This is a genomic window from Aeribacillus composti, assembly GCF_031760945.1.
GTDB classification, from domain to species: Bacteria; Bacillota; Bacilli; order Bacillales; family Aeribacillaceae; genus Aeribacillus; species Aeribacillus composti.
Genome location: NZ_CP134501.1, coordinates 883,580 through 905,375, shown reverse-complemented (window position 1 = coordinate 905,375; position 21,796 = coordinate 883,580). Strand labels below are relative to the sequence as shown.

General features: G+C 37.8%; 24 protein-coding genes. 5 read left to right on the top strand and 19 right to left on the bottom strand.

Annotated features, from left to right (window positions below; all coding sequences use genetic code 11):
* Positions 1–56: 56 nt before the first annotated feature.
* From RI196_RS04495 to RI196_RS04480, 4 genes are all read right to left on the bottom strand, one after another.
* Positions 57–2,384, bottom strand: a complete 2,328-nt coding sequence (locus RI196_RS04495) for a histidine kinase (protein ID WP_311066994.1) — start codon at positions 2,382–2,384, stop codon at positions 57–59.
* A gap of 18 nt (positions 2,385–2,402) precedes the next feature.
* Positions 2,403–2,570: a competence pheromone ComX gene (gene comX, locus RI196_RS04490; RefSeq protein ID WP_082829505.1), complete on the bottom strand. Its 168-nt coding sequence runs from the start codon at positions 2,568–2,570 to the stop codon at positions 2,403–2,405.
* Positions 2,571–2,586: 16 nt separating this feature from the next.
* Positions 2,587–3,519, bottom strand: coding sequence for a polyprenyl synthetase family protein (locus RI196_RS04485; protein WP_082830254.1), 933 nt, complete (start codon positions 3,517–3,519; stop codon positions 2,587–2,589).
* A gap of 117 nt (positions 3,520–3,636) precedes the next feature.
* A complete protein-coding gene (locus RI196_RS04480) occupies positions 3,637–3,777 on the bottom strand; it encodes a DegQ family regulator (protein WP_063387066.1) in 141 nt (46 codons plus the stop codon).
* Positions 3,778–4,116: 339 nt separating this feature from the next.
* Here RI196_RS04480 and RI196_RS04475 point away from each other — a divergent pair, with 339 nt between their 5' ends.
* Positions 4,117–4,356: a helix-turn-helix domain-containing protein gene (locus RI196_RS04475; RefSeq protein WP_232515690.1), complete on the top strand. Its 240-nt coding sequence runs from the start codon at positions 4,117–4,119 to the stop codon at positions 4,354–4,356.
* Between the two features lie 49 nt (positions 4,357–4,405).
* Here the strand turns inward: RI196_RS04475 and RI196_RS04470 are convergent, their stop codons facing one another.
* From RI196_RS04470 to RI196_RS04460, 3 genes are all read right to left on the bottom strand, one after another.
* Positions 4,406–4,654: a YueH family protein gene (locus tag RI196_RS04470; protein ID WP_066249236.1), complete on the bottom strand. Its 249-nt coding sequence runs from the start codon at positions 4,652–4,654 to the stop codon at positions 4,406–4,408.
* 79 nt (positions 4,655–4,733) lie between these two features.
* Positions 4,734–4,952 carry a spore germination protein gene (locus tag RI196_RS04465; RefSeq protein WP_063387068.1) on the bottom strand — a complete coding sequence of 73 codons (219 nt, stop codon included), beginning with the start codon at positions 4,950–4,952 and terminating at the stop codon, positions 4,734–4,736.
* A gap of 63 nt (positions 4,953–5,015) precedes the next feature.
* Positions 5,016–5,546 (bottom strand): HD domain-containing protein, encoded by a 531-nt coding sequence (locus tag RI196_RS04460; RefSeq protein WP_311066993.1) that lies wholly within the window; start codon positions 5,544–5,546, stop codon positions 5,016–5,018.
* Between the two features lie 278 nt (positions 5,547–5,824).
* Between RI196_RS04460 and ald the strand changes: the two genes are divergently transcribed.
* Positions 5,825–6,967 carry an alanine dehydrogenase gene (ald, locus tag RI196_RS04455; protein ID WP_063387070.1) on the top strand — a complete coding sequence of 381 codons (1,143 nt, stop codon included), beginning with the start codon at positions 5,825–5,827 and terminating at the stop codon, positions 6,965–6,967.
* Positions 6,968–7,410: 443 nt separating this feature from the next.
* On the opposite strand, the gene RI196_RS04450 is transcribed toward ald, so the two are convergent.
* The 4 genes from RI196_RS04450 to RI196_RS04435 all read right to left on the bottom strand — a co-directional run bounded on the left by RI196_RS04450 (position 7,411) and on the right by RI196_RS04435 (position 12,199).
* Positions 7,411–8,904: a leucyl aminopeptidase gene (locus RI196_RS04450; protein ID WP_311066992.1), complete on the bottom strand. Its 1,494-nt coding sequence runs from the start codon at positions 8,902–8,904 to the stop codon at positions 7,411–7,413.
* A gap of 90 nt (positions 8,905–8,994) precedes the next feature.
* Positions 8,995–9,612, bottom strand: coding sequence for a stationary phase survival protein SpsC (gene spsC / locus RI196_RS04445; protein WP_063387072.1), 618 nt, complete (start codon positions 9,610–9,612; stop codon positions 8,995–8,997).
* Between the two features lie 218 nt (positions 9,613–9,830).
* Positions 9,831–10,148 carry a YuiB family protein gene (locus tag RI196_RS04440; RefSeq protein ID WP_063387105.1) on the bottom strand — a complete coding sequence of 106 codons (318 nt, stop codon included), beginning with the start codon at positions 10,146–10,148 and terminating at the stop codon, positions 9,831–9,833.
* 827 nt (positions 10,149–10,975) lie between these two features.
* Positions 10,976–12,199 (bottom strand): NAD(P)/FAD-dependent oxidoreductase, encoded by a 1,224-nt coding sequence (locus tag RI196_RS04435; RefSeq protein WP_186439306.1) that lies wholly within the window; start codon positions 12,197–12,199, stop codon positions 10,976–10,978.
* Between the two features lie 284 nt (positions 12,200–12,483).
* Between RI196_RS04435 and RI196_RS04430 the strand changes: the two genes are divergently transcribed.
* Positions 12,484–13,476: an NAD(P)/FAD-dependent oxidoreductase gene (locus RI196_RS04430; protein WP_063387074.1), complete on the top strand. Its 993-nt coding sequence runs from the start codon at positions 12,484–12,486 to the stop codon at positions 13,474–13,476.
* Between the two features lie 346 nt (positions 13,477–13,822).
* Here RI196_RS04430 and RI196_RS04425 read toward each other — a convergent pair whose 3' ends face one another.
* From RI196_RS04425 to RI196_RS04410, 4 genes are all read right to left on the bottom strand, one after another.
* A complete protein-coding gene (locus tag RI196_RS04425; RefSeq protein ID WP_311066991.1) occupies positions 13,823–13,957 on the bottom strand; it encodes a hypothetical protein in 135 nt (44 codons plus the stop codon).
* 283 nt (positions 13,958–14,240) lie between these two features.
* Positions 14,241–14,603: a HesB/IscA family protein gene (locus RI196_RS04420; protein WP_063387075.1), complete on the bottom strand. Its 363-nt coding sequence runs from the start codon at positions 14,601–14,603 to the stop codon at positions 14,241–14,243.
* 63 nt (positions 14,604–14,666) lie between these two features.
* On the bottom strand, positions 14,667–15,539 hold the full coding sequence (gene dapF, locus RI196_RS04415) for a diaminopimelate epimerase (RefSeq protein ID WP_094245257.1): 873 nt from the start codon (positions 15,537–15,539) through the stop codon (positions 14,667–14,669).
* A gap of 351 nt (positions 15,540–15,890) precedes the next feature.
* Positions 15,891–16,127, bottom strand: coding sequence for a YuzB family protein (locus RI196_RS04410; RefSeq protein ID WP_094245256.1), 237 nt, complete (start codon positions 16,125–16,127; stop codon positions 15,891–15,893).
* Between the two features lie 223 nt (positions 16,128–16,350).
* On the opposite strand from RI196_RS04410, the gene RI196_RS04405 reads away from it, so the two are divergent.
* The gene (locus RI196_RS04405) at positions 16,351–17,421 is read left to right on the top strand and encodes an NAD(P)/FAD-dependent oxidoreductase (RefSeq protein WP_063387078.1); all 1,071 of its coding nucleotides are present in this window, start codon (positions 16,351–16,353) and stop codon (positions 17,419–17,421) included.
* Between the two features lie 215 nt (positions 17,422–17,636).
* On the opposite strand, the gene RI196_RS04400 is transcribed toward RI196_RS04405, so the two are convergent.
* Positions 17,637–17,960 carry a YuzD family protein gene (locus tag RI196_RS04400; protein WP_066249224.1) on the bottom strand — a complete coding sequence of 108 codons (324 nt, stop codon included), beginning with the start codon at positions 17,958–17,960 and terminating at the stop codon, positions 17,637–17,639.
* Positions 17,961–18,081: 121 nt separating this feature from the next.
* Between RI196_RS04400 and RI196_RS04395 the strand changes: the two genes are divergently transcribed.
* Positions 18,082–18,345, top strand: coding sequence for a NifU family protein (locus RI196_RS04395; RefSeq protein ID WP_375338782.1), 264 nt, complete (start codon positions 18,082–18,084; stop codon positions 18,343–18,345).
* 33 nt (positions 18,346–18,378) lie between these two features.
* On the opposite strand, the gene thrB is transcribed toward RI196_RS04395, so the two are convergent.
* From thrB to RI196_RS04380, 3 genes are read right to left on the bottom strand one after another with little or no spacing between them, the layout of a single operon-like run.
* Positions 18,379–19,299: a homoserine kinase gene (gene thrB / locus RI196_RS04390; RefSeq protein ID WP_311066990.1), complete on the bottom strand. Its 921-nt coding sequence runs from the start codon at positions 19,297–19,299 to the stop codon at positions 18,379–18,381.
* Positions 19,296–20,357 carry a threonine synthase gene (gene thrC / locus RI196_RS04385; RefSeq protein WP_311066989.1) on the bottom strand — a complete coding sequence of 354 codons (1,062 nt, stop codon included), beginning with the start codon at positions 20,355–20,357 and terminating at the stop codon, positions 19,296–19,298. The genes thrB and thrC overlap by 4 nt, the downstream gene beginning before the upstream one ends.
* Positions 20,354–21,652 (bottom strand): homoserine dehydrogenase, encoded by a 1,299-nt coding sequence (locus RI196_RS04380; protein ID WP_186439305.1) that lies wholly within the window; start codon positions 21,650–21,652, stop codon positions 20,354–20,356. The genes thrC and RI196_RS04380 overlap by 4 nt, the downstream gene beginning before the upstream one ends.
* Between the last annotated feature and the right edge of the window lie 144 nt (positions 21,653–21,796).

The following is a 21,796-nucleotide window of genomic DNA, read 5'->3' as shown; positions in this document are numbered from 1 at the left end:
TCTTTAGACAAAATCTACAGTAAAATGACTTGGCAAAAGCCAAGTCAAGAATGTGATTAAATTTCAATTAAGACCCGAAATCCATTTCCCGGAGAAGTCTCAATCTTCATTTCACCATCCAAAGCTTTTACCCTCTCTCTAATTCCGGACAATCCCATGCTTTCTGTTTTCGCATACAACAGTTCTTCATCGATGCCTACGCCATCATCTTCATAGTGCAATACAATTTTTTCTCTTATATTGACGAGCATAATTAATATTTGCTTCGCGTTCGAATGCTTGCGCGCATTTGATAAAAGCTCCTGAATGATCCGGTACAAATTAAGCTGCATGTTTATATCAAGCTGCTTGTTAAAATTCCCCGTATTAAAGCGGATTTGAAAATTACACTGTTCTTCGTATTGCGCTACTAGCTTTGATACCGCCTTGACGAGTCCCAAGTCATATAAAATTTGCGGACGCAGCTCTTGACACGTTTCCCTCGTCATATGAATGATATCAAGAATGTTTTGATTCATGCTCTGAATTTTTTCGATCGTAGCAGCAGGATATTGTCCAGATTCCTCCAGAACCAATTCGCATTGCCTTTTTAACGAAATCAAATCTTGCAGCACAGAATCATGCAAATCTTTCGCCAAATTGGAGCGCTGCTTTTCTTCAATTGCAAACAGCAGTTTTTTGAGCCATGCAGGATTGCTGTTTCCCTCTTCCGCTTTTTCAAGCCTTTCCATCAATTCTTCTATTTTCAAAAAGTTTTCTACAGTTACATTCGTATAAAAAGCAAGGGAATTCAGCCAAGAAATTTCATCACGAGTCAGTTTAGGCGTTTTAATGACAGAAAGGCAAATAATAACATATTTCCTTCTATTCGTTTCACCGACAGTTAACACAAACCCTTTATCAAATTCTACAATTTTCCCTATTTCTGTTACAGCATTTAAAATATCTTTTTCGTATGGGGCAATTTCTAAAAGACCGCCATCCCCATCATCATCAACCATTTCGATCCGTCCACTCTCATGAACAACAAGGCAGTATGCACGGCTGACCTTCAAAACCTCTAAAATGGTCGATTTTAACTCAGCCATCATCTGTTTTAAACTGCCTGCTTTCCGGATCCTTGACGTATACTTCAAAATGCTGTCCTGATAATTATATTTTTCCGAAAACCGCTTAAACCGGAAGCGGAAGTCAACAATTTCTTTAAAATAAAAAACACATATCATTAATATATATATAATAATTGAAAGTTGAATAGGGTAAATTTTGGGATTATGTTCTTTCAGCAGTATGATAAAAGCCACTAAAAAGATAGTCGGCAAAATGGAAAGGAGAGCATAATATTTGACTCTGCCTAGAATAAACTCAATATCATATATCTTTGATGATAGAAACTGATACACAAGGGCGAAAGGTATTAACAACATAAATGAAGACAGGAACACTGGTGAGAACAAAGCATCTTTTAAAATGATATACGGAATGACATATAATAGGACAAAAGGTGCAAAAGCAAGTACATTTGTAATAATTAAATTTCTAATCGTAAAAGATATCTCGGAAAGTTTAAGTTTTCTCATTCCTTTTACTTTCACTATAAACGATATTAACAATAAAAAGAGAAAGGTGATTAGATTCAACACTTTCGAATTATAATTAATATCTAAATCTATCGGTTGTTTATTTATGTATTCAATTAAAAAATTTACAATTACAAGAAAATACCCAAAAATAATTACTTTTTTATTAAATAATTCTTGTCCATGTTCATAAAAATAGTGATACAAAAAATGCAGATATATAACTGGAGTCAAAGTAAAAAATAAAACAACCATATATTGGGAAAAAATATCTCCCCGGGCAGAACTGGTCGCAAATAAATAGGCAAGAGATACACATAATAGAAAAAATTTCAATAAATATGGGGATAAAATTTTTAATTTTTTACTTGATCTATAGACAAAAAAACTGCAATACATAGATAGAAGAAAAAGAATAATTGGTATTATCATCATGAAAAATGTTTGAAAATCTAATGATGTTTCCTCAACGTTTATTTTAAATATACTGCCATCTGCCCGTTTGATTGTTAAATTCTTTACTTCTTGATAAACAAAAAAACTGCTCTCTCTAAAAAACTTTTCAGTAGGCACTCCATTTAATTCTAATACTTGATCCCCAATTTTTAGTCCTGCTCGATCAGCCCAAGCTTTCGGGTCAATATTTCTAATATAATATTGACCCTTTGATGTTTTTTCAATGTTTGTTCCTAAATAAGGATACGAGAGGTTGATTTGAAAAATATAAACAATAAAAAACAGCGAGCTTATAAATACTGCAAGTTTATATCCATAATCAACGATTTTTACCTTATTAAAAACCAAATATTTTCACCCTTTAAACTATTTCCAAAATCCAGCAGGCGGCAACAATTTTAAACCGTCTGTAAGTCCAGTAATAATGCCTAAAAGTTCATCAGAATCTTTAACTCCAATCAAACTAGCTTGTCCATTCACGACTTTCTCCAAAACATCAGGGTTTTCGATTAAGAAATTTACGATTTCTTGCATATTGATCTCTCCTTTTTTATTTTTTGATTAAATTTGTTAATAGTTCATCCAATTTTTCAGCAGGCAGCGGAAGTTTTTTTATATAAGTTTCAGCCTTCTTAAGCGCGATGTGTTTCATCACATTTAAATATTGGGTGACTCCCGCTTCCAACAGCTTTTCTTTAAAAGCTACAATGCTTCCAAAGTATTCGTCGAAGTCTTTTCCGCTGTGCACATATTGTAAAATATCCACGCTTGTTTGATTAAATTTCCTTTGCAAATAAAGTAATGCCAGTGACGGCTTCAAAAACTTCCTGTCCTGTTTATGCGGAGTAAACAATCCTTTATAATCATTCTCAATCTGGCCGGCAATCCCTACTTGGTGCCCGTATTCCTTAACTTCCTCGTATCTTTTCCCGCATGCAAACATGACACCCGCTTCAGCTGCAAGAGCTGTAAGGGAACCTGATTTCCATCTCATCATTTGCAAACATTCTTTTTCTGTCTTCACGGCATTTGCCAAATCAATATGCTGGCCTTTCATAGCCTGCAAAGCATATTCAAGAAACAGACCAAGGATCTCAGAACGATAAGGTGATGACAGCGAATGGATATGCGATAAACTTAACGTATAAAGAAAGGATGAGCTGTTAATCGCTTCCCCTCTATCAATATCCATCCACGGTTCTGTAAAGTTGTCCAGATCCTCCAAATCATCAAACATATCAAAAGCTAGGACGAGCAATTCAACAGCTGCCATAAGCTTGTACAATTCTTCTTCATCATTTTCGCTGTTGAATACGTTCGCATGCAAATAACAAAGCTCTGCAAAAGGAAATGTTTGTTTAGATTCGATAAAACGATGCAAAAGATTCCGCAAATAAAGCCAGTCTACAGACCTTTCGACCGCATCCTTCATAAACATTGCCACTTGAACTTTGTTTAATAATAACTCACTTTTTAATGCCATCCCCTCCTTTTGATCTGATTTATATTCAGCTTGAAATCTATGGATGTTTTACAATTATTATACTATAAATTATATATATTATCATAAAAAAGGCGACCAAATTTGGTCGTCGCCTCATTATACAATTTTCGTATATTGATATTTATCGTATTTGTCAATGCTCTTATTGATATTATCAAGCGCCTTTTTCGTTTCGTCTAACTCCCTTTCAAGCATTAAGAAGATCTTGTTGATTTTTTCGATTTCTTGATGATTCAAAGTATCACACTCCCTTGAAAAGATCCTTTTTTCGATCTTTCATATTTATTTTATAGAATTTTCGATCATTTTTCACCGAAAAACTAATTTGAAGTTTTATGCGTGATACCGAAAAACACGCAATGTGATTGTATGTGTCTTTTTGCGATGTATGGCAAACTTGTTATAAAGATTGCATGATCATGATTTTTATAACAGAAGGACTCCTTCTTTCCCCCATTTGTTAAATTCATATAAAAAAGAAGGAAAATTTTGATAAAAGAGGGTTGAATGAACGAAAGAACATTGATAGAATATTTTCTAAATCCCGAGAAGATATGACAAATAAGGGTGAACATAGTGGAAAAAAAAGAATATGTTATACATATTAAATTGGACAATTTATTGAAACAAAAAAGAATGACCAAACGAGAACTTGCCCGTCAAGCTGATATTCGCCATACGCTTGTATGGGAAATGTGCCACAACAAAACGAAGCGCCTTCCTCTAGATAAGCTTGCAAAAATTTGCTCCGTATTACAAGTCGACATACATGATGTCATAGAATTAGTAGAGAGAAAAGAAAGCAATCTAATGTAACCTCCGTCTGACAGCAGAGGTTACATGTTTCTCAAATCCTCTTGAAAATTTACATTTCCTGTATCCATTGAGTAATTTTCGAAGAAAGTGAAATGGCAATGTTCTCATTCGATCTTTTTGCAATAGAATTTTGTAAATGTTCTCTTGTTTTGTCATTGATTTCTTCATATTTAATGATCTTGGACCATTCAAGCTGCGGTACAGCAACTAATATATACTCCTCTTTTTTGTTTTCATAAATATAGACGTTTCTGATCTCTTCACCGTTATGTATTATATTTGCCTTTCGTACTTTCATTGTTTCACTCCTTTTTTCCCTCTATATAAAAAAATACCTGAGTTGAAAGAAAAATCAATCTCAGGTTTTGCAAAATATTTTACCTATTCCCTATTATCGGTTGATCAAAGAAACTTTTCGAATGTTCATTCGTTTTGCTACGAACGTCAAATGTTTTTACATAGTCTCCAACATTTAAAGCTCCTGAACCAAGCGCAGATTTTAAACTCGCCTTAGGAGAAATAGAAAAGCTGTCACCCACTTTTATGATTCCTGAGTCGACTTCATTAATCTCAATTGGACCTACAAAAGAAGGCAAACGAAACCACCACTTCCATTGTTTGTTTATAGTATTGTATGATCAAACGCCTAAATTGTTCGCTTATACAATGGATTTTAACTGAGAATAGTACTTTTCAACTTTTTTATCTAGAGTCCTAATTTTCTTTAAAGCCAGCTTTTCGTCAATTTGACGGTAATGATGCATTCCGCCTGGTTCTTCATCCAATTCATCAGCAAGCCGAACTATACGCTGAAGAGGATTTTGCTTTAAATTACCATCAGGCAAATACGAATCCGTATGAAGGAGAATAGCTAAAGCAATTTGCTTGGCTGTTTCAGGCTTTTCCCCAAGCCTTATCAGCAGTTTATGCGCTCTGTTCGCTCCTTTTATTGCATGAATATCATTTTTTTGATATTTTTCATAATCCCATTTACCGTCCGTGTACCATTCATAATGGCCAATATCATGCAACAGCGCCGCCTTTGTCGCAAGATCGGGATTTACATTGAATGCTATCGCAAGACGAAAAGCGTGATCAGCCGTTTTAATCGCGTGAGCGATGCCAGATCGTTTTAAATATTTTTGTGTAATTGGATGAGTGAAGACTTCCATTAAAGTGACCCTTTTCACAGCTCATCCCTCCTAAATATTTCTGTATAAGATACCATATGTTCGAAATTTTCGCAACGGAAGTGGATTTTATAAATTTATGCAAATATACTGGCGGTTTCGCTGAAAGCTGCAGACAAACATACACCGATTTGCATATGATATAAAAACAAAAAATTCAATGAATGATTGCCAGCAGGAAAAGAAACAATAAAATGGACAGGTACATGAAAATTCCGACTCATTGTTGGTACATATGGAATATTAAAACGAAATTATATTATACAGGAGGGATTGCAATGATAATTGGTGTACCGCGGGAAATTAAAAATAACGAAAATCGTGTAGCCATTACACCAGCTGGAGTTGTTTCATTAGTCAAGGCAGGTCACCGTGTACTCGTAGAAGAAAGTGCAGGTCTTGGAAGCGGAATTCATGATGAAGAATATATTCAAGCAGGCGCCGAAATTCTTCATGATACAAGCAAGGTTTGGGAAGCAGATATGGTGTTGAAGGTCAAGGAGCCGCTTCAAGAAGAATATAAATATTTCCGTGATGGTCTTATTCTGTTTACTTACTTGCACCTTGCAGCTAATCCTGAACTGACAAAAGAGTTGAAGGAATCCGGTGTGATTGCGGTCGCTTACGAAACAGTTTCTGACGGTCATTCGTTACCCCTGTTAACACCGATGAGCGAAGTGGCCGGTCGTATGGCAACACTGGTTGGAACGCAATTTTTACAAAAACCGTACGGCGGAAAAGGTATTCTATTATCCGGTGTTCCAGGCGTTGAACGCGGCAAGGTCGTCATCATCGGCGGCGGGGTAGTCGGTACAAATGCTGCAAAAATGGCTATCGGTTTAGGAGCTCATGTAACGATCCTTGACGTAAGTCCTAAGCGTCTTCGGGAATTAGATGATCTTTTTGGCAACGACATTCAAACGCTCATGTCTAACTCCTATAATATTTTCGAAGCAGTAAAAGAAGCGGATCTAGTCATCGGTGCTGTCTTAATCCCCGGTGCAAAAGCGCCAAAGCTTGTGACTGAAGAAATGGTAAAATCGATGAAACCTGGATCAGTCATCGTTGATGTTGCCATTGACCAGGGCGGGATTTTTGAAACGAGTGATCATGTCACCACTCATGACAATCCGACATATGTAAAGCACGGAGTCCTTCATTACGCAGTTGCGAATATGCCGGGAGCAGTTCCGAGAACATCTACGTTCGCCCTTACTAATTCGACCATTCCATATGCATTGCAAATAGCCAACAAAGGGTTAGTAGAAGTAATCGCCAAAAACGAAGCGATCAAATTAGGTGTCAACGTTGCCAACAAAGAAATAACGTATGAGGCAGTCGCCCGCGATCTTGGGTACAATTATGTTCCTGTAGAAAAAGTTTTTGAAAAAGAGTTCGCAAATATGAATTCTGCCACATAATACACATATATTTTCGACTTACCTTAAAAGAAGGAAAACAGTTCTTGCCGAATCTATTATCAAAAATGCAAAAAAAGCCTTCGCTCTCTTTTGAAAAGCAATAAAAAATGCGCACTTATAGACATGTTAAGTACTGGGCTAATCGTGCACAATACAGACCAAATCAGGATAAATGTGCAGCAATTTGTTAAGTCAGAATGTGCCGACACATTATCCTAATTTGGTGTTGCTTCCGACAACATACATGTCAGAAAGAAATCAATCCACGATTTTCAAGCATACTGAATGGCGGTCATCTTTTTACAAAATAAGGAGAATAGATTCCGTCTCTTCTCCTTTATATATATTGAATTGCGGCTCCTGCTGAAAAACTGAAACAAGCAATAACATTTCTGACATAAAGCCTAATCTGCAATAGTTCAACCGAATGATGGAGGATTCCATCATGATTTAATCGGCACGAATTTTTCCACAAAGGCCGCCAATGTTCGAGTCATCACACCAGTTGCTCCTTCAGGTCCTAGAGGGCCTTTCTTAGAAGTAGTGGATGTCCCGGCAATGTCTAAATGAACCCACGGCGTATCTTCAGCAAATTCTGCTAAAAAAGCACCGCCCATTATCGCATGTCCTTCCCGGCCAGGGGAATTATTCAAATCCGCCATTTTACTGTTTTTTACCCGCTCGCGGTCATCTTCAAAAATTGGCAATCTCCATATTCTTTCATTACATTCAACAGACGCTTTCCAAAGCTGATCATACAGTTTTTCATTGTTCGTCATCGCACCTGTTGTGTGCTTTCCTAGAGCAACAATAACTCCACCGGTTAAAGTGGCAACATCGATAATGTATTTCGCTCCATGCTGCTTTGCATAAGTGATGCCATCTGCAAGAGCTAAACGCCCTTCAGCATCTGTATTTAAAATTTCAATTGTTTTTCCGCTTAATGACACGATGACATCATCCGGTTTCATCGCTCCGCTGCCAATCATGTTGTCAGTAGCCGGAATAACGGCTACAACATTTTGTTTCGGTTTTATTTCACCGATAATTTCCATCGCTCCTAAAACGGCTGCTGCTCCTGCCATATCAGTCTTCATGTTTACTAACCCATCTCTAGGTTTTAACGAGTAGCCCCCAGTATCGTAAGTAATTCCCTTGCCGACTAAACCAATCGCATCGTCCCAAATCTTTTTTCCTTGGTATTTTAACACAATCATTTTAGGGGGTTCACTGGAGCCTTTATTTACCGCCAATATCCCCCCCATGCCCATTTCCTCCATATCCTTTTTTTCAAGGATTTCGATCTCAAAAGAATATTTTTTGGCCAGTTCGATGGAATAATTCGCGAGTTCTGTCGCAGTTAATAAATTTGAAGGCATGTTCACAAGAGTTCTTGCCGAATTTGTTCCTCTTCCATAAACATAACCGGCAGTTAAGGCTGCGTTTATTTTCGCTTTATCTGCATCTGTCAAAACATGAACAGCTTCAATGCTTGATTCGCTGCTGCTTGATCGTTGTTTATAGTTTTTTATTTTGTATGTAGAAAGGGCAAACGCTTCCGCTAGTGCATGAGCTGCATCTACCTCTTCCACATCTCCTCCAATAAAGGTAGAAAGCTGTACGCTTACAATCTTTTTCTGATCTTGTTGAACAGCTTGAAACGCATGCCCAAAAGCTTCCATTGCCTTTTGGAACGTGAATTCTTTTTCTTTCCCAAGCCCGACAAAATAAATTCGTTTTACGTTTTCAGCATCGAATGTATATAGTTTTGCGACACTGTTTTTCGCAGAAGAAATTTCACCTGATTTTATAAGCTTGGTGAGTTCATTGTTCAATTTTTTATCCAGCTCCTGCAAAGCTTTTGACAAATTTCCGTTTTGCTTAAAAAGGCCAACAATTAAACTTTCCCCTTCTAAACCGTCTAGTACTTTAAACATTTTTCCACCTCCTTCAATTATTATACGAGGTCGAATAGAACTTTGCTTTATTTTCAAACCAAAAAATAAAGCCCATCCCTGTGGGATAAGCTACCGTTGTCTAAAAACTTCCATCGTTTTATTTTCGTTTAATTTTTTTAATTCCTCTTCTGTTAACGTTCCGTTTCCTTTTTTAACTAAATAAACATCCACTTTTTTCTTTCCCCACTGATTGTAAACATCTTCTACTGTTTCATAATACAAATCAAGCCGATTGCCTTTAATCGCAGCACCTTTATCTGCAACAACTCCGTAGCCATATCCGGGTACATAAAGTATCGTTCCGATCGGAAAAACGTTTAAATCTGCTGCTATAGTGGAAAAATGATCCCTTTTTACTTTAACACCTGAATAAGTAATTCCATATTCAGGGTGGCCAGGATGTTTTCCTGTCGACTCATATCCGGCTGTATATCCGGTAGCCACAACTGTTTTTTTTGGATACTTTGATAAATCAATGGATTTTTCCATCGTCTGTCCTTGATTTGCATGATTAATATTTTTTGCAACGGCTTGTTGGGAATTTTCTCTTTGATTATATTGTTTGATCACCCATTTTGTCAGTTCATCTGCTTTCACACCTGAAATGGTTTCAAAAGTTGTTAAAAACGCCCCAATAAACAACAGACTCATCATAATTCTTCTAGTCCACATTTTTATACTCTTCATTTTTTCTAATTTCACTCCTCTCACCGTCTATTTGTTTCCAAATCGCAAACAAAATATACGTTGGAGGAGCTTTTGAAAGGAGCGTATTTTTCAATACGTTCCGACATGTATAAATTTTCCGATAAATTAAAAATAAAATGTAGGCACTCAAATAACATTGTTTTAAAAAAAAAGCGTTTTTTTTACATAAAAAAAGCCTTCCGATTATACGGAAAAGCTTAAAACATTTGATATCCTCTTGCTCGAAGCATTCGAATGACAATCCCTGATAGGATCGCACCTACCATCCCGCTTCCTAAAATGAGAATGTCTGCTACGGCAAGAGAGGCGATTTTTTCCCCCAACAGAGAAAATGAGCGGCTAGGTGATTTGAAATAATCAAAAAAATTCACTTCATCAATTAAAAAAATACATACTAACGGATAAAGTATCGCCATTATCCATGACATTCTTAAAAGCATATTTAATAAAAAACCGATTCCAAAAAATAAAACTAAGAACAGCAGCATGGAAATCAACAGCACCGGTATGTTCATCATCGTGACCTCACCCTCAGAAAACTGTCGTATTATTATTAAAAGTTTTTATGTGGTTTAATAAGGATAAAACTTGACCAGCCTTTGTTAATTTGCCAGATCTTCTTACATGTGCCAAACCTTTAAAGCAGCAAATCGATAAATTGTTACCTTAATTATTAACCTATTTATTCCAATATATCAAGTACAAGATTGAATTTAATCGGCATAAATCAGCAAAGCAAGTTTGACATGCACACAAAAAGGTTCTCAGTAGGCTCTCCAACCTTTGAGCAGTTCAAAATTTATACAAAAGAACTGGAAGTTTCCCCAAACGTTTCAAAATGCCAAAAATCACCTTTAAGAAAGATTGTCCTAATGTACAGTGCTTTGTCTGTTTTTTACTCATGTGAGATGCTTTTGTGCTAGTACCATAAAGAGGGATTTGGCTTCAACATTTAAGAGAGAACTTTCATTCCTTCAAGCACAAAAAAGACGGTGTAAACAAACAAAAGAAGCACAAGAACTTGAGAATAAAACGAAGAACTTTGAAGGAAATATCGGGTATAGCTGTCCTACAGACCAAATACATCAGGCTACTATATAATTGCAGATCAGCATGGCGATTTTATGCTGAATCGAACCCTCTAATCGCAATCAGCATAGCGAGCTCTTTAATTTAATTTGTTTAAAAGCTTATTACTACGAAAATTCAATAAATACAGAGCGGCTCCTTCTCCAAAACATTTTACTTTCCTGCTTTAAAAGAAATTACAAAAGCTGTTCATGTTTATAAAACATTATTTTAAAAGAGCAAAAGCCCTTAAGCCTTTGCTCTTTTCTTCAGCTTAAAAAAATTTGAATTTTCCTTTTTTCAACACGAGACCTGCTCCGCCAACCATATATAGCGCGCGGTTATCAATCATTTTCTTCATGAAGGATGCTTTTGTACCGACCATTTTTTTGCCTAACGCAATACCTACTGCATCATCTTCTCCTAGAGAAGCAACAGTTCCTTTAATATCTGGCTTAAATGGTTCGAGTTCTTTTTTACCGCGAATTAATGCAGCTAAATTTCTCGCGCAAACTTCTCCCTGCTGCATTGCAATTTGCGCTGTCGGCGGATATGGACGATTGATTTCCTCATTAATAATTAATGAACAGTCTCCAATAATAAACACATCATCATGTCCTGGTGCGCGCAAGTCTTTCTCTACTTTTACGCGGCCCCGCATTGCCTCAAAACCAGATTCTTCAATTACACTGTTTCCGCGCACACCAGCCGCCCAAATAACAGTGCCTGCTTTTATTTCTTCCGTTTGATCGTCTTTCCCAACAATAATTCCTTGTTCAGTACATTCTTTTATCGCTGTGCCGATTCTAAACTCAACACCTTTGCGCTGCAGTTGATTGACTGCGTACTCCACAAGTTCAGGATCGAAACCTGGAAGTGCTGTCGGTGCTGCTTCCACACAAATAATACGGACTTTTTTAGGGTCAATATCATACTCTCGGCAAAGCTCAGGAACACGGTTGGCAAGTTCGCCTAAAAACTCAATTCCAGTGAATCCTGCACCTCCGACTACAATGGTTAGACGTGTATCATCTTTTTCTTCTTCTGTATTGTATGTAGCAAATTGATATTCAATATGCTCTCTAATTTGTCTAGCAGAATTAATGTTGGAAATTGTGAAAGCGTATTCTTTTAACCCTTGGATTCCAAACGTTTCCGGATGAGCCCCAAGAGCGACTACTAAGTAATCATAGTTAAGCTCGCCATTTTCAAGAATGACTTTTTTCTCATCTGTTTTAATTAATTTTACAGAATCTTGCACAAAGTTTACTTTGTTTGTATCAATTACATCTTTAATTGGATAGCGGCATCGGTCATGATGAAGGGTGCCTGCAGATGCTTCATGCAGCCATGTTGTTTCATAATGATAATCATGCTTATTGACAAGTGTAATATCAGCCTCGTTCACACTCACCATTTTTTGTAGACGTGTTACGGTCATTAATCCTCCATAACCGGCACCTAAAATAACAACTTTAGGATTTCTCACAAGACACACCAACCTTTTCCGTAATTTTTAAAGCGGTCAATTCTAGACTCACTTTTCACATAATTTGTGAAAATATTCACGTTCTTGGACAAAAAATTATAAGGGCAAAATTGTCAATAAAATTTAACATCTTTTTACCTATAGTCATGATATCCGTTTGTGTCCAACTTTTCAAGTTTATTTTTAAGCTAAATGATCAACTTTATAAATCTTTAAATGACAGAATTTTTGTATTTTTACAATCTTTTTTTTATGATATGATTAATAAAGATTAACAAGAGGGGGAATCGTCTGTGAAAGAGGACAGCAAAGTCTACGATATAACGATTATTGGCGGGGGACCTGTCGGGATGTTCACAGCTTTTTACGGAGGAATGAGGCAGGCTTCCGTTAAAATTATTGAAAGCCTTCCACAATTAGGAGGGCAATTGACAGCGCTTTATCCTGAAAAATACATATATGATGTAGCGGGGTTTCCAAAAATTAGAGCTCAAGAATTAGTCAATAATTTAAAAGAACAAATTGCCTTATTCAATCCAACCGTCTGCCTTGAACAGGAAGTTCAGGAAGTTGAAAAACAAAGTGACGGGACATTTAAGTTAACGACAAATTCAGAAATACATTATTCAAAAACGATTATCATCACTGCCGGAAACGGCGCATTTCAACCACGTAAACTTCAGCTGGAAAATGCTGAGCAATTTGAAGGGAAAAACCTGCACTATTTTGTAGAAGATTTAAACTATTTTGCAGGCAAAAAGGTCGTCCTGTTTGGAGGCGGCGACTCAGCTGTTGACTGGGCGTTAATGCTTGAGCCTATTGCAGAAAAAGTAACGGTTGTCCATCGAAGAGATAAATTTCGCGCGCACGAGCATAGCGTAAATCAATTAAAAAATTCTAAAGCAAATATATTAACACCTTTTGTTCCTGTTGAGCTTATCGGCAAGGATCGAATTGAACAAGTCGTAGTCGAAGAAGCAAAAGGAGATCGGAAAGAGATTATTGATGTAGATGAAGTAATTGTCAATTTTGGCTTCGTTTCCTCTTTAGGCCCTATCAAAAACTGGGGGCTGGAAATTGAGAAAAATTCGATTGTTGTTAACTCAAAAATGGAAACAAATATTCCGGGAATTTATGCTGCCGGAGACATTTGTACTTATGAAGGAAAAATAAAATTAATTGCGACTGGGTTTGGCGAAGGTCCAACAGCTGTAAACAATGCCAAAGCTTATATTGACCCAAGCGCAAAAGTTCAGCCAATGCACAGCACAAGTATGTTTAATTGATGAAAAAAGATGTGGGTGTCTAATAAGTCGTTTTTTCGGCTTTTTGACACCCTCTTTAATGTTTTAGAAACGTTGAAATACCAGGACTTATGATTTTTTGTTTTTCAATGGGGATCTGCCTTTCTGAACAGCCCCCTTACAGCGGGAATAATAAGCAAAAGTAAATTTTATTGGAAAGAATAAAGGCTGTCTCGTAAAAGGTCATTTTTTATGACCTTTTGAGACAGCCTTTTTGTCAAGTACTTTTCTAAAGAAACCAGACTGCATCAATCGGACAGACTATTTATCCTTTGTTTACATCCTTCAGAAGTTTTATGAAGGACTTTTCTTATGCTCTCTTTCTGAATTAGTCTTCAAAAGTTTTATGACGGACATTCAGCACATACAATTGCTTTTGTTGGACTTCATTGCCTCTATGAAGGACATTTACAAACTTGATTCCTTTATTTTTGTCCTTTACAGTAGCTCCAAAATCCTTCATTTTAGAAACTCATCGGACAGCCCTATCTTTTTTCAACTTTCATCGGTAATTCATATAGTCTTTCGCACAGTCTTCCATGATGAAAATCTGTGATCTGTAAATATCCTCATTTAATTCTCTATCACTTTTAATAAGTTGCATTTAGCCGTTTTTCCCATAAAAATATCCTAATAAAGCAGACTTTTTTTGGGATTCCACTTTATTAGGATATATTTTATTGTGAGTATAGAAAAAGTTAAGGAATAAAGCGATCATTATGCTTGGCTTCAGGAAAGAATCTTTTTTAGCACTCTTCCGGTGTTCCAGCGTGTGTTGCAGTTCTAAAGGAGGCGCCGCAGCCGCAAGACGCAATCGCATTAGGGTTGTCTATTGTGAATCCTCCACCAAGCATCGATTGTTTATAATCAATCTTTGTTCCCTTTAATATAGGGGCGCTGTCTTTATCCACTAAAATTCGAATGCCGAATTGTTCAAATTCGTGATCATCTTCTTGTTTTTCTTGTTCAAACCCGATGCCATATGAAAGTCCAGTGCAGCCGCCGCCTTTCACACCAATACGCAAATAGGCGCCTTCTTCCTCATTTTCTCTCATCATATCTTTTATTTGAAAAGCTGCCGCTTCGGTAAGCATAACAATTTCAGACATGACCCATCCTCCTTTTCATTAATTTTTGAGTCACTTTTAGTATACCTTTTCAGAAAAAAACTCTCAAATTTCTGAACCGGCTTCATAATAATAGGTCCCCGTGCAAACCGTTTCAGCAGGTCCTTTCATCAAAATTTTCCCCTCGTCAGTCCATTTAATAAATAAATCGCCGCCGGCAAGATGGACAACTGTTTCTTTGCCTCTTGTTGTTTGCTCGTTTAATACGGATGCGACCACTGCCGCACATGCTCCGGTGCCGCAAGCTTGTGTGACACCTGAACCTCTTTCCCATACTCGAAAATGAAGCTCATGGTCATTGACGATTTCGACAAATTCTACATTTACCCCTTCTGGAAATCTTGCATCTTTTTCGACAACCGGCCCCAATGTTGTTAATGGAGCTTTCTCAATATCGTCCACAAAAAAGATGATGTGTGGATTTCCCATCGAAACCGCTGTGACTTCATATTTCGAGCCGTTAAATTCCATGATTTCACCAATAGCTGTTTCATCTCCGTTTCCGGCCATCGGTATTTCCTTTTTTAACAGCTTAGGGTGACCCATATCAATTGTGACGCATGATACTCGTCCATTTTCTTCATGGACTTCGGCTTCAACCAAGCCAGAAAGTGTTTCGATCAAAAACTTTTTCTCTTTTACTATGTTATGCTCATAAACATATTTTGCGACACAGCGCAAACCGTTTCCGCAGTTTTTTCCTTCTGAACCGTCACTGTTGAAAATTCTCATTTTCACATTCGCACGTTCAGATGGAAGAATTAATATTAGCCCATCTGAACCGATGCCGGTATGAACGTTCGCAACTTTTCGCGCAATATCTGGCAGGAGATGCTCCGGAAGCGTTTCTTCGAATCCATTTACATAAATATAACTGTTTCCTAATCCATGCATTTTTGTAAATTGAAAAGTTTCCATCTTTTCCTCCAAAACAACAAAAAATTTGTTTTTATAAGTATAAAACGTTCAAAATTTGTTGACAATAAAAATATCCCCCGTTTTCATATATAAATAAAAGCTCCTCGGGAAATATAAGAGGGGCTTTTATTTTTTATATCATCAGCCTGCCGCTTCAAACACCTTGCTCATACGTAAAAAAAAGACTCATCCGCAAAGGCAAGCGTCGTACTGAGAAACAATATTGAGATTCATACTTACATTTTATAATATGCTCTCATACCTCGAATGAAATATTTAGAGACAGGATCAAAATAAGGAGAATCAAAAGCTTGTCTCCCTTTTAATTTTATCATTCACTTTTATTTTCTATTAAAACATTGGATTTTCTTCTAAAAATTGATAAATATTTTTCACTAGCTCTTCTGCCGTTTCCCCTTCTACCGCTTCTCCGTTTACAAGGGCAAAAAGCGATTCGTAGCATTGGCCGCAATACCCTAGGCAGCTGTATTCAACTATATCTAAATTAGGATCTTTTTCTAATTGTTCTAATGCTTTTTGTGAACCGTTTGCTAAGTTGCTGACACAAAACTCTATAATTGGTTTCACGTGAATTGTCCTCCTTCTATACTCAGTAGCCTATCATAATGCTTTTTTTCTTCATTGTCAAAGCATTGAACTTCAAGGCTCATTTAACATTTTGCCATAACAATTGTGCTATTTTTCCTTAAGTATGTTGTGATTTATACATAAATTCGTTATACTTTTAGTGGCATTTGTTACGATTGTCACAGTTTTGGGGTAAACATTTGCAGGGAAAAGGGGAATCGCGATGAGAAAGTTACTGCTCCTCGGAGGCGGCTATGGCGGCATGAGAATTCTTCACAAGCTGCTTCCCAATAACTTGCCGGATGGTGTCGAAATAACATTAGTGGATAAAAACCCTTATCATTGTTTAAAAACGGAATACTATGCGCTGGCTGCGGGAACGATTTCAGATCAGCATGTGCGCGTGGCCTTTCCAGAACACCCGAAATTGAACGTTCATTACGGTGAAGTCACGGACATTGACCTTGAACAAAAGCTTGTACATTTAAAAGATCAATCTCCAATCACGTATGATGATCTTATCATCGGATTAGGATGCGAAGACAAGTATCATAATGTTCCGGGTGCTGACAAATACACTTGCAGCATTCAAACAATCGATCAATCACGTGAAACGTATCAAAAGCTGAACAATTTAGGAGCAGGTGCAACAGTCTGCATAGTTGGAGCCGGATTGAGCGGCGTTGAATTGGCAAGCGAACTGCGTGAAAGCAGATCCGATTTAAAAATCAAGCTGTTTGACCGCGGAAAAGTGATCTTATCAAACTTCCCGGAACGATTAAGCAAATATGTCCAAACATGGTTTGAAGAGCACGGGGTTGAAGTAATCAACAGCGCCAATATTACAAAAGTTGAGCCCAATATGGTTTATAACCATGATGAACCGATTCCTTGTGATGTTGTCGTTTGGACCGCAGGAATTCAACCGAATTATGTCGTAAGGAAATTGAATGTTGAAAAAGACCGGCAAGGACGGGTTATTTTAACAAAATACCATCATCTTCCTCAAGATGAACATGTGTATGTTGTTGGAGACTGTGCAAGCCTTCCTTACGCACCAAGTGCTCAACTTGCCGAAGCGCAGGCTGAACAAATTGTACAAGTATTGCTCAAAAAATGGAACAACGAACCTCTTCCAGAGGAACTGCCGCCGTTCAAATTAAAAGGCGTTCTCGGTTCTCTCGGAAAAAAATCAGGTTTTGGGATGGTAGGAGATCGCGCACTCACTGGACGTGTGCCACGTCTTTTAAAATCAGGAATTCTTTGGATTTATAAATATCATAGTGGAGCATGAGAAAACCGGGCGTTCATTTGTACGTCCGGCTTCTCTTTTTCCGGAACTCTTTCACTGGAAAATATAAATCAAGAGAAATACAGTTGTCTATTATTTTGCATGCAAAAAAACGAAGCAGCGTTTTTTTTTTTTTTTAGCGAATCTGTTCTTTTGGCTTGAAGAAATCGACAATGCACTTTTTCTTTCACAGTTCTGGATGACGAGTAAACTCTTTCTTACACAGGTTGGTAACCATGTTTTTCCATCTCTTGAAAAATCCTTTTTATCTTTGGATTTCCTTCTCCTACTACCACTCCATTTATGACAACAAGGGGATAAAAATATTCTTCCTTCACGATTTGATCGGCTATTTTCTTTTTCTCTTCATCTTCCGGAGGACAATATATATCAATATATGTGATGTCAAATGGCTGATCTGGATATTTTCTAGTCAGTGCTGCTTCCAGCCATTCAAATGTATCTTTTGCTGAAGGCGAATTTACACAGCTTGGACATAAGTTTTCTGCACCATAAACGCAAATTTCTACCGGTTTTCTCATGTTTGTTCTCTCCTATTTAATAAAATGATGATCTCCTAGATTATCCATATTAGATTTAAAAAAAATGTGATACAATGAATTTGAAACTTACAAATAGATTTTATCGCTCATTTTGAATATAATGATGGATAAGAAAGGAGTCGATAGTATGTCAGATGTTCAAATAAAAGAACAAGTACAAGAAGTTTTAGATAAGCTGCGCCCGTTTTTGCTTCGTGACGGCGGAGACTGCGAATTAGTTGATGTTGAAGAGGGCATTGTGAAATTGCGCCTTTTAGGTGCGTGCGGGAGCTGCCCAAGTTCTACCATTACTTTGAAAGCAGGTATTGAGCGGGCTCTGCTGGAAGAAGTTCCAGGCATCGTAGAAGTAGAACAAGTATTTTAATGAAACAAACCGGCGAAAAGCCGGTTTGTTTCTTTATATCAAGCTTTCAATATGAGTAAACCAAGACTTTGTCCCTTCATAATCAATTTCTAGCTGTGTTACTTCACAATGAGGAAAAGCCTCTTTTAGTTTAGGACGCAATGAGTGTCTCATGCCTTTTGGAGCAAAACACAATATCGTTGGACCTGCACCGCTCAATACAGTCCCGTACACACCGTGCTCTTTTCCGATCTTTCGAACAGCTGACAGTTCAGGAACTAGACTTTCCCTATACGGTTGATGGAATATGTCCATTTCCATCATTTGACCTGCCAATTCCCAATTATTATTCATGATGCTCCCAACAAGCACATTGCTGATCGCACTGGCTTTCACCGACTGCTGAAATTTAAATGTCTTCGGCAAAACGCCTCTAGAATCCTTCGTATATAAATAATATGGCGGAATAACCGCGATAATATCCACATCCAGATTATCCACTTTTACAAAATATGTGTGGTCATCTGTTAAATAGCCGACCACTAGACCGCCTACTATAGAAGCTCCGGCATTATCCGGATGTCCCTCAAACTTGCTGGCAAAATGAATTTTTTCTTCATCGCTCAAATTCAGTTTACAAACACGATCGCAAAGCTCAATCCCTGCTGCAATGGCGGCCGCGCTGCTTCCGAGTCCTCTTGTCATCGGAATATCACTTGAAATTTCCACATAACATGCAGGAAGATTAACACCATGTTTTTCTGCTAGCTTGGAAGCGACTTTATAAATTAAATTCTCTTTCCCTTCCGGTACGTTTGCTACTTCTTCACTTACCGGCTTAAATGTCCAATTTTCCGCAAATGTAACGGCTAGTGTTAAATAGCGGTTTAAAGCGAGCCCTACAGAATCAAAACCGGGGCCAAGATTGGCTGTACTTCCGGGGACTTGAATTTTTAACATGTCTCCTTCTTTCATACATGCCCATCTCCCTTGAGATGGTCCATCACAGCTTTCTTTTCATTAGGCAGCACGATCGGCTGGATTGATGACACATCGATCGCAGTATTCGGATCTTTTAATCCGTTGCCGGTCAATACTGCTACAACTGTGCTTCCTTTCGGGATTTTCCCCGAATTTACATCTTTCATCACTCCTGCAATAGATGCACTTGAAGCAGGTTCAGCAAAAACGCCTTCAGTTCTTGCAATTAATTGATAAGCATCCAAAATTTCTTCATCTGTTACCATATCGATCTTTCCGCCTGATTCATTGGCAGCATTGACAGCAAATTCCCAGCTTGCTGGGTTTCCAATTCGAATGGCAGTTGCCACTGTTTCCGGATTTTCAATCACTTGATTTTTTACAATGGCTGCGGCGCCTTCCGCTTCAAAACCGTGCATTTTTGGAAGCCCTGTTTGGTGCCGCTCATTAAACTCTTTAAATCCTTTCCAATATGCTGTAATGTTTCCAGCATTTCCAACCGGAATCGCCAAATAATCCGGAGCTTTTCCCAGCTGTTCACAAATTTCAAACGCCGCTGTTTTTTGTCCTTCAATTCGGTAAGGATTTACAGAATTGACAAGAGTAATTGGCAGCTCTTCACAAATTTCACGAACCATTTTTAAGGCATCATCGAAGTTTCCTTCAATTGCAAAAATTTCTGCGCCGTACATAACTGCTTGGGCAAGCTTTCCAAAAGCGATTTTTCCGTTCGGTATAACAACAATGGAACGCAATCCTGCACGTGCCGCATAGGCGGAAGCAGCTGCAGACGTATTTCCAGTTGAAGCACACATTATAGTTGTGCTTCCTTCTTCCACCGCTTTTGCAACTGCCATCACCATACCGCGGTCTTTAAATGAACCGGTAGGATTCGCTCCTTCTGTTTTCACATACAGCTCAACGCCTAATTTTTCAGATAATTTTTGTAAATGAATGAGAGGTGTATTCCCTTCGTTCAATGTCAGCATCGGTGTTTTGTCCGTTACTGGCAAAAATTCTTTATATTTTGCAATTAGTCCATTCCATTTCATAATAAGCCGTTCCCTTCTACTCGATACGTACTTTTAACTTCCTTAACAACTTGCAAATCTCGGAGCTCCATTAAAATTTCCTCAAAATCTTTTTTCGATGCTTTATGGGTAACGATGACAATTTCCGCTAAATCTTTATTTTTCAGAGGTAATTGGAGAATTTTCTCAAAGCTTACACCTCTGTCTGAAAAGAGGGATGTAATTTTTGAAAAAGCTCCAACTTGATCTTCTACGTGAATTCGTAAAAAGTATTGAGCAAAAATTTCTTCAGGTGCCTTCAATTGTTTCTGATATTGCGGGGCTACGGCGCTTCTTCCATTTACACCTAGACGCATGTTTTTCAATACGCCTACTAAATCCGAAACAACAGCGGTTGCAGTTGGCAAGCTTCCTGCGCCAGGACCGTAAAACATTGTTTCCCCTACTGCTTCGCCGTACACATAAACCGCATTATATTCATCTTGAACGGAAGCTAACGGATGATGATCAGGCAGCAGTGCAGGCTGTACACTAACTTCAATTTTATCGCCGCTTCGATGGGCGATGCCGATTAATTTCATCGTATAGCCGAGCCGTTTACTGTAATCAATATCCTCTTGTGTAATATCCGTTATCCCTTTTACTTCCACATCTTCTAAATCTACTTCCATAGAAAATCCAAGTCTTGCCAAAATCGCCATCTTTCTCGCTGCATCCAAGCCTTCTACATCAGAAGTCGGATCAGCTTCTGCATATCCTAATCTTTGCGCTTCCTTCAGCACTTCTTCATAAGGGGTTCCGTATTTTGACATTTTCGTTAAAATAAAGTTTGTCGTTCCGTTAACAATCCCCATCATTTTTGTAATCCGATCTGACGCCAATCCATCTACCAATGTACGCAGAATCGGGATGCCGCCTGCGACACTTGCTTCATAAAAAAGATCGCAGCCGTTATCCGTCGCTTTTTTGAGCAACTCAGTTCCGTACACGGCCATCAAATCTTTATTTGCCGTCACAACATGCTTCTTCCGATTTAATGCTTCAAGCAAATATTCCCGTGTCTGCTCAATTCCCCCCATGACCTCAATAATGACGTCAATATCCGGATCTTCTATTACCTCATGAACATTCGTCGTTAATTGGGAAGGTTCTACATGAACATCTCTTTTTTTATTTGTATTTTGAACAAGAATTTTTTTTACTTTCACCGGGCAGCCGATTAAATGAATGAGCTTATCCTGGTGGTCTTCAATGATTTTTACTACTCCGCTACCAACGGTGCCTAAACCGAGCAGTCCTACTGAGATTGATTCCAACCAATTCATCTCCCTTATGTTTATTTATAATAGACAATTGTCTGCCGTAAAAAGACATTAACTGTTTTATAAGACATTATAAATTTCAATGACTGATTTTACAAGAGAAATTTTCATCATCCGCATATGTAAACGCTTTTTGGG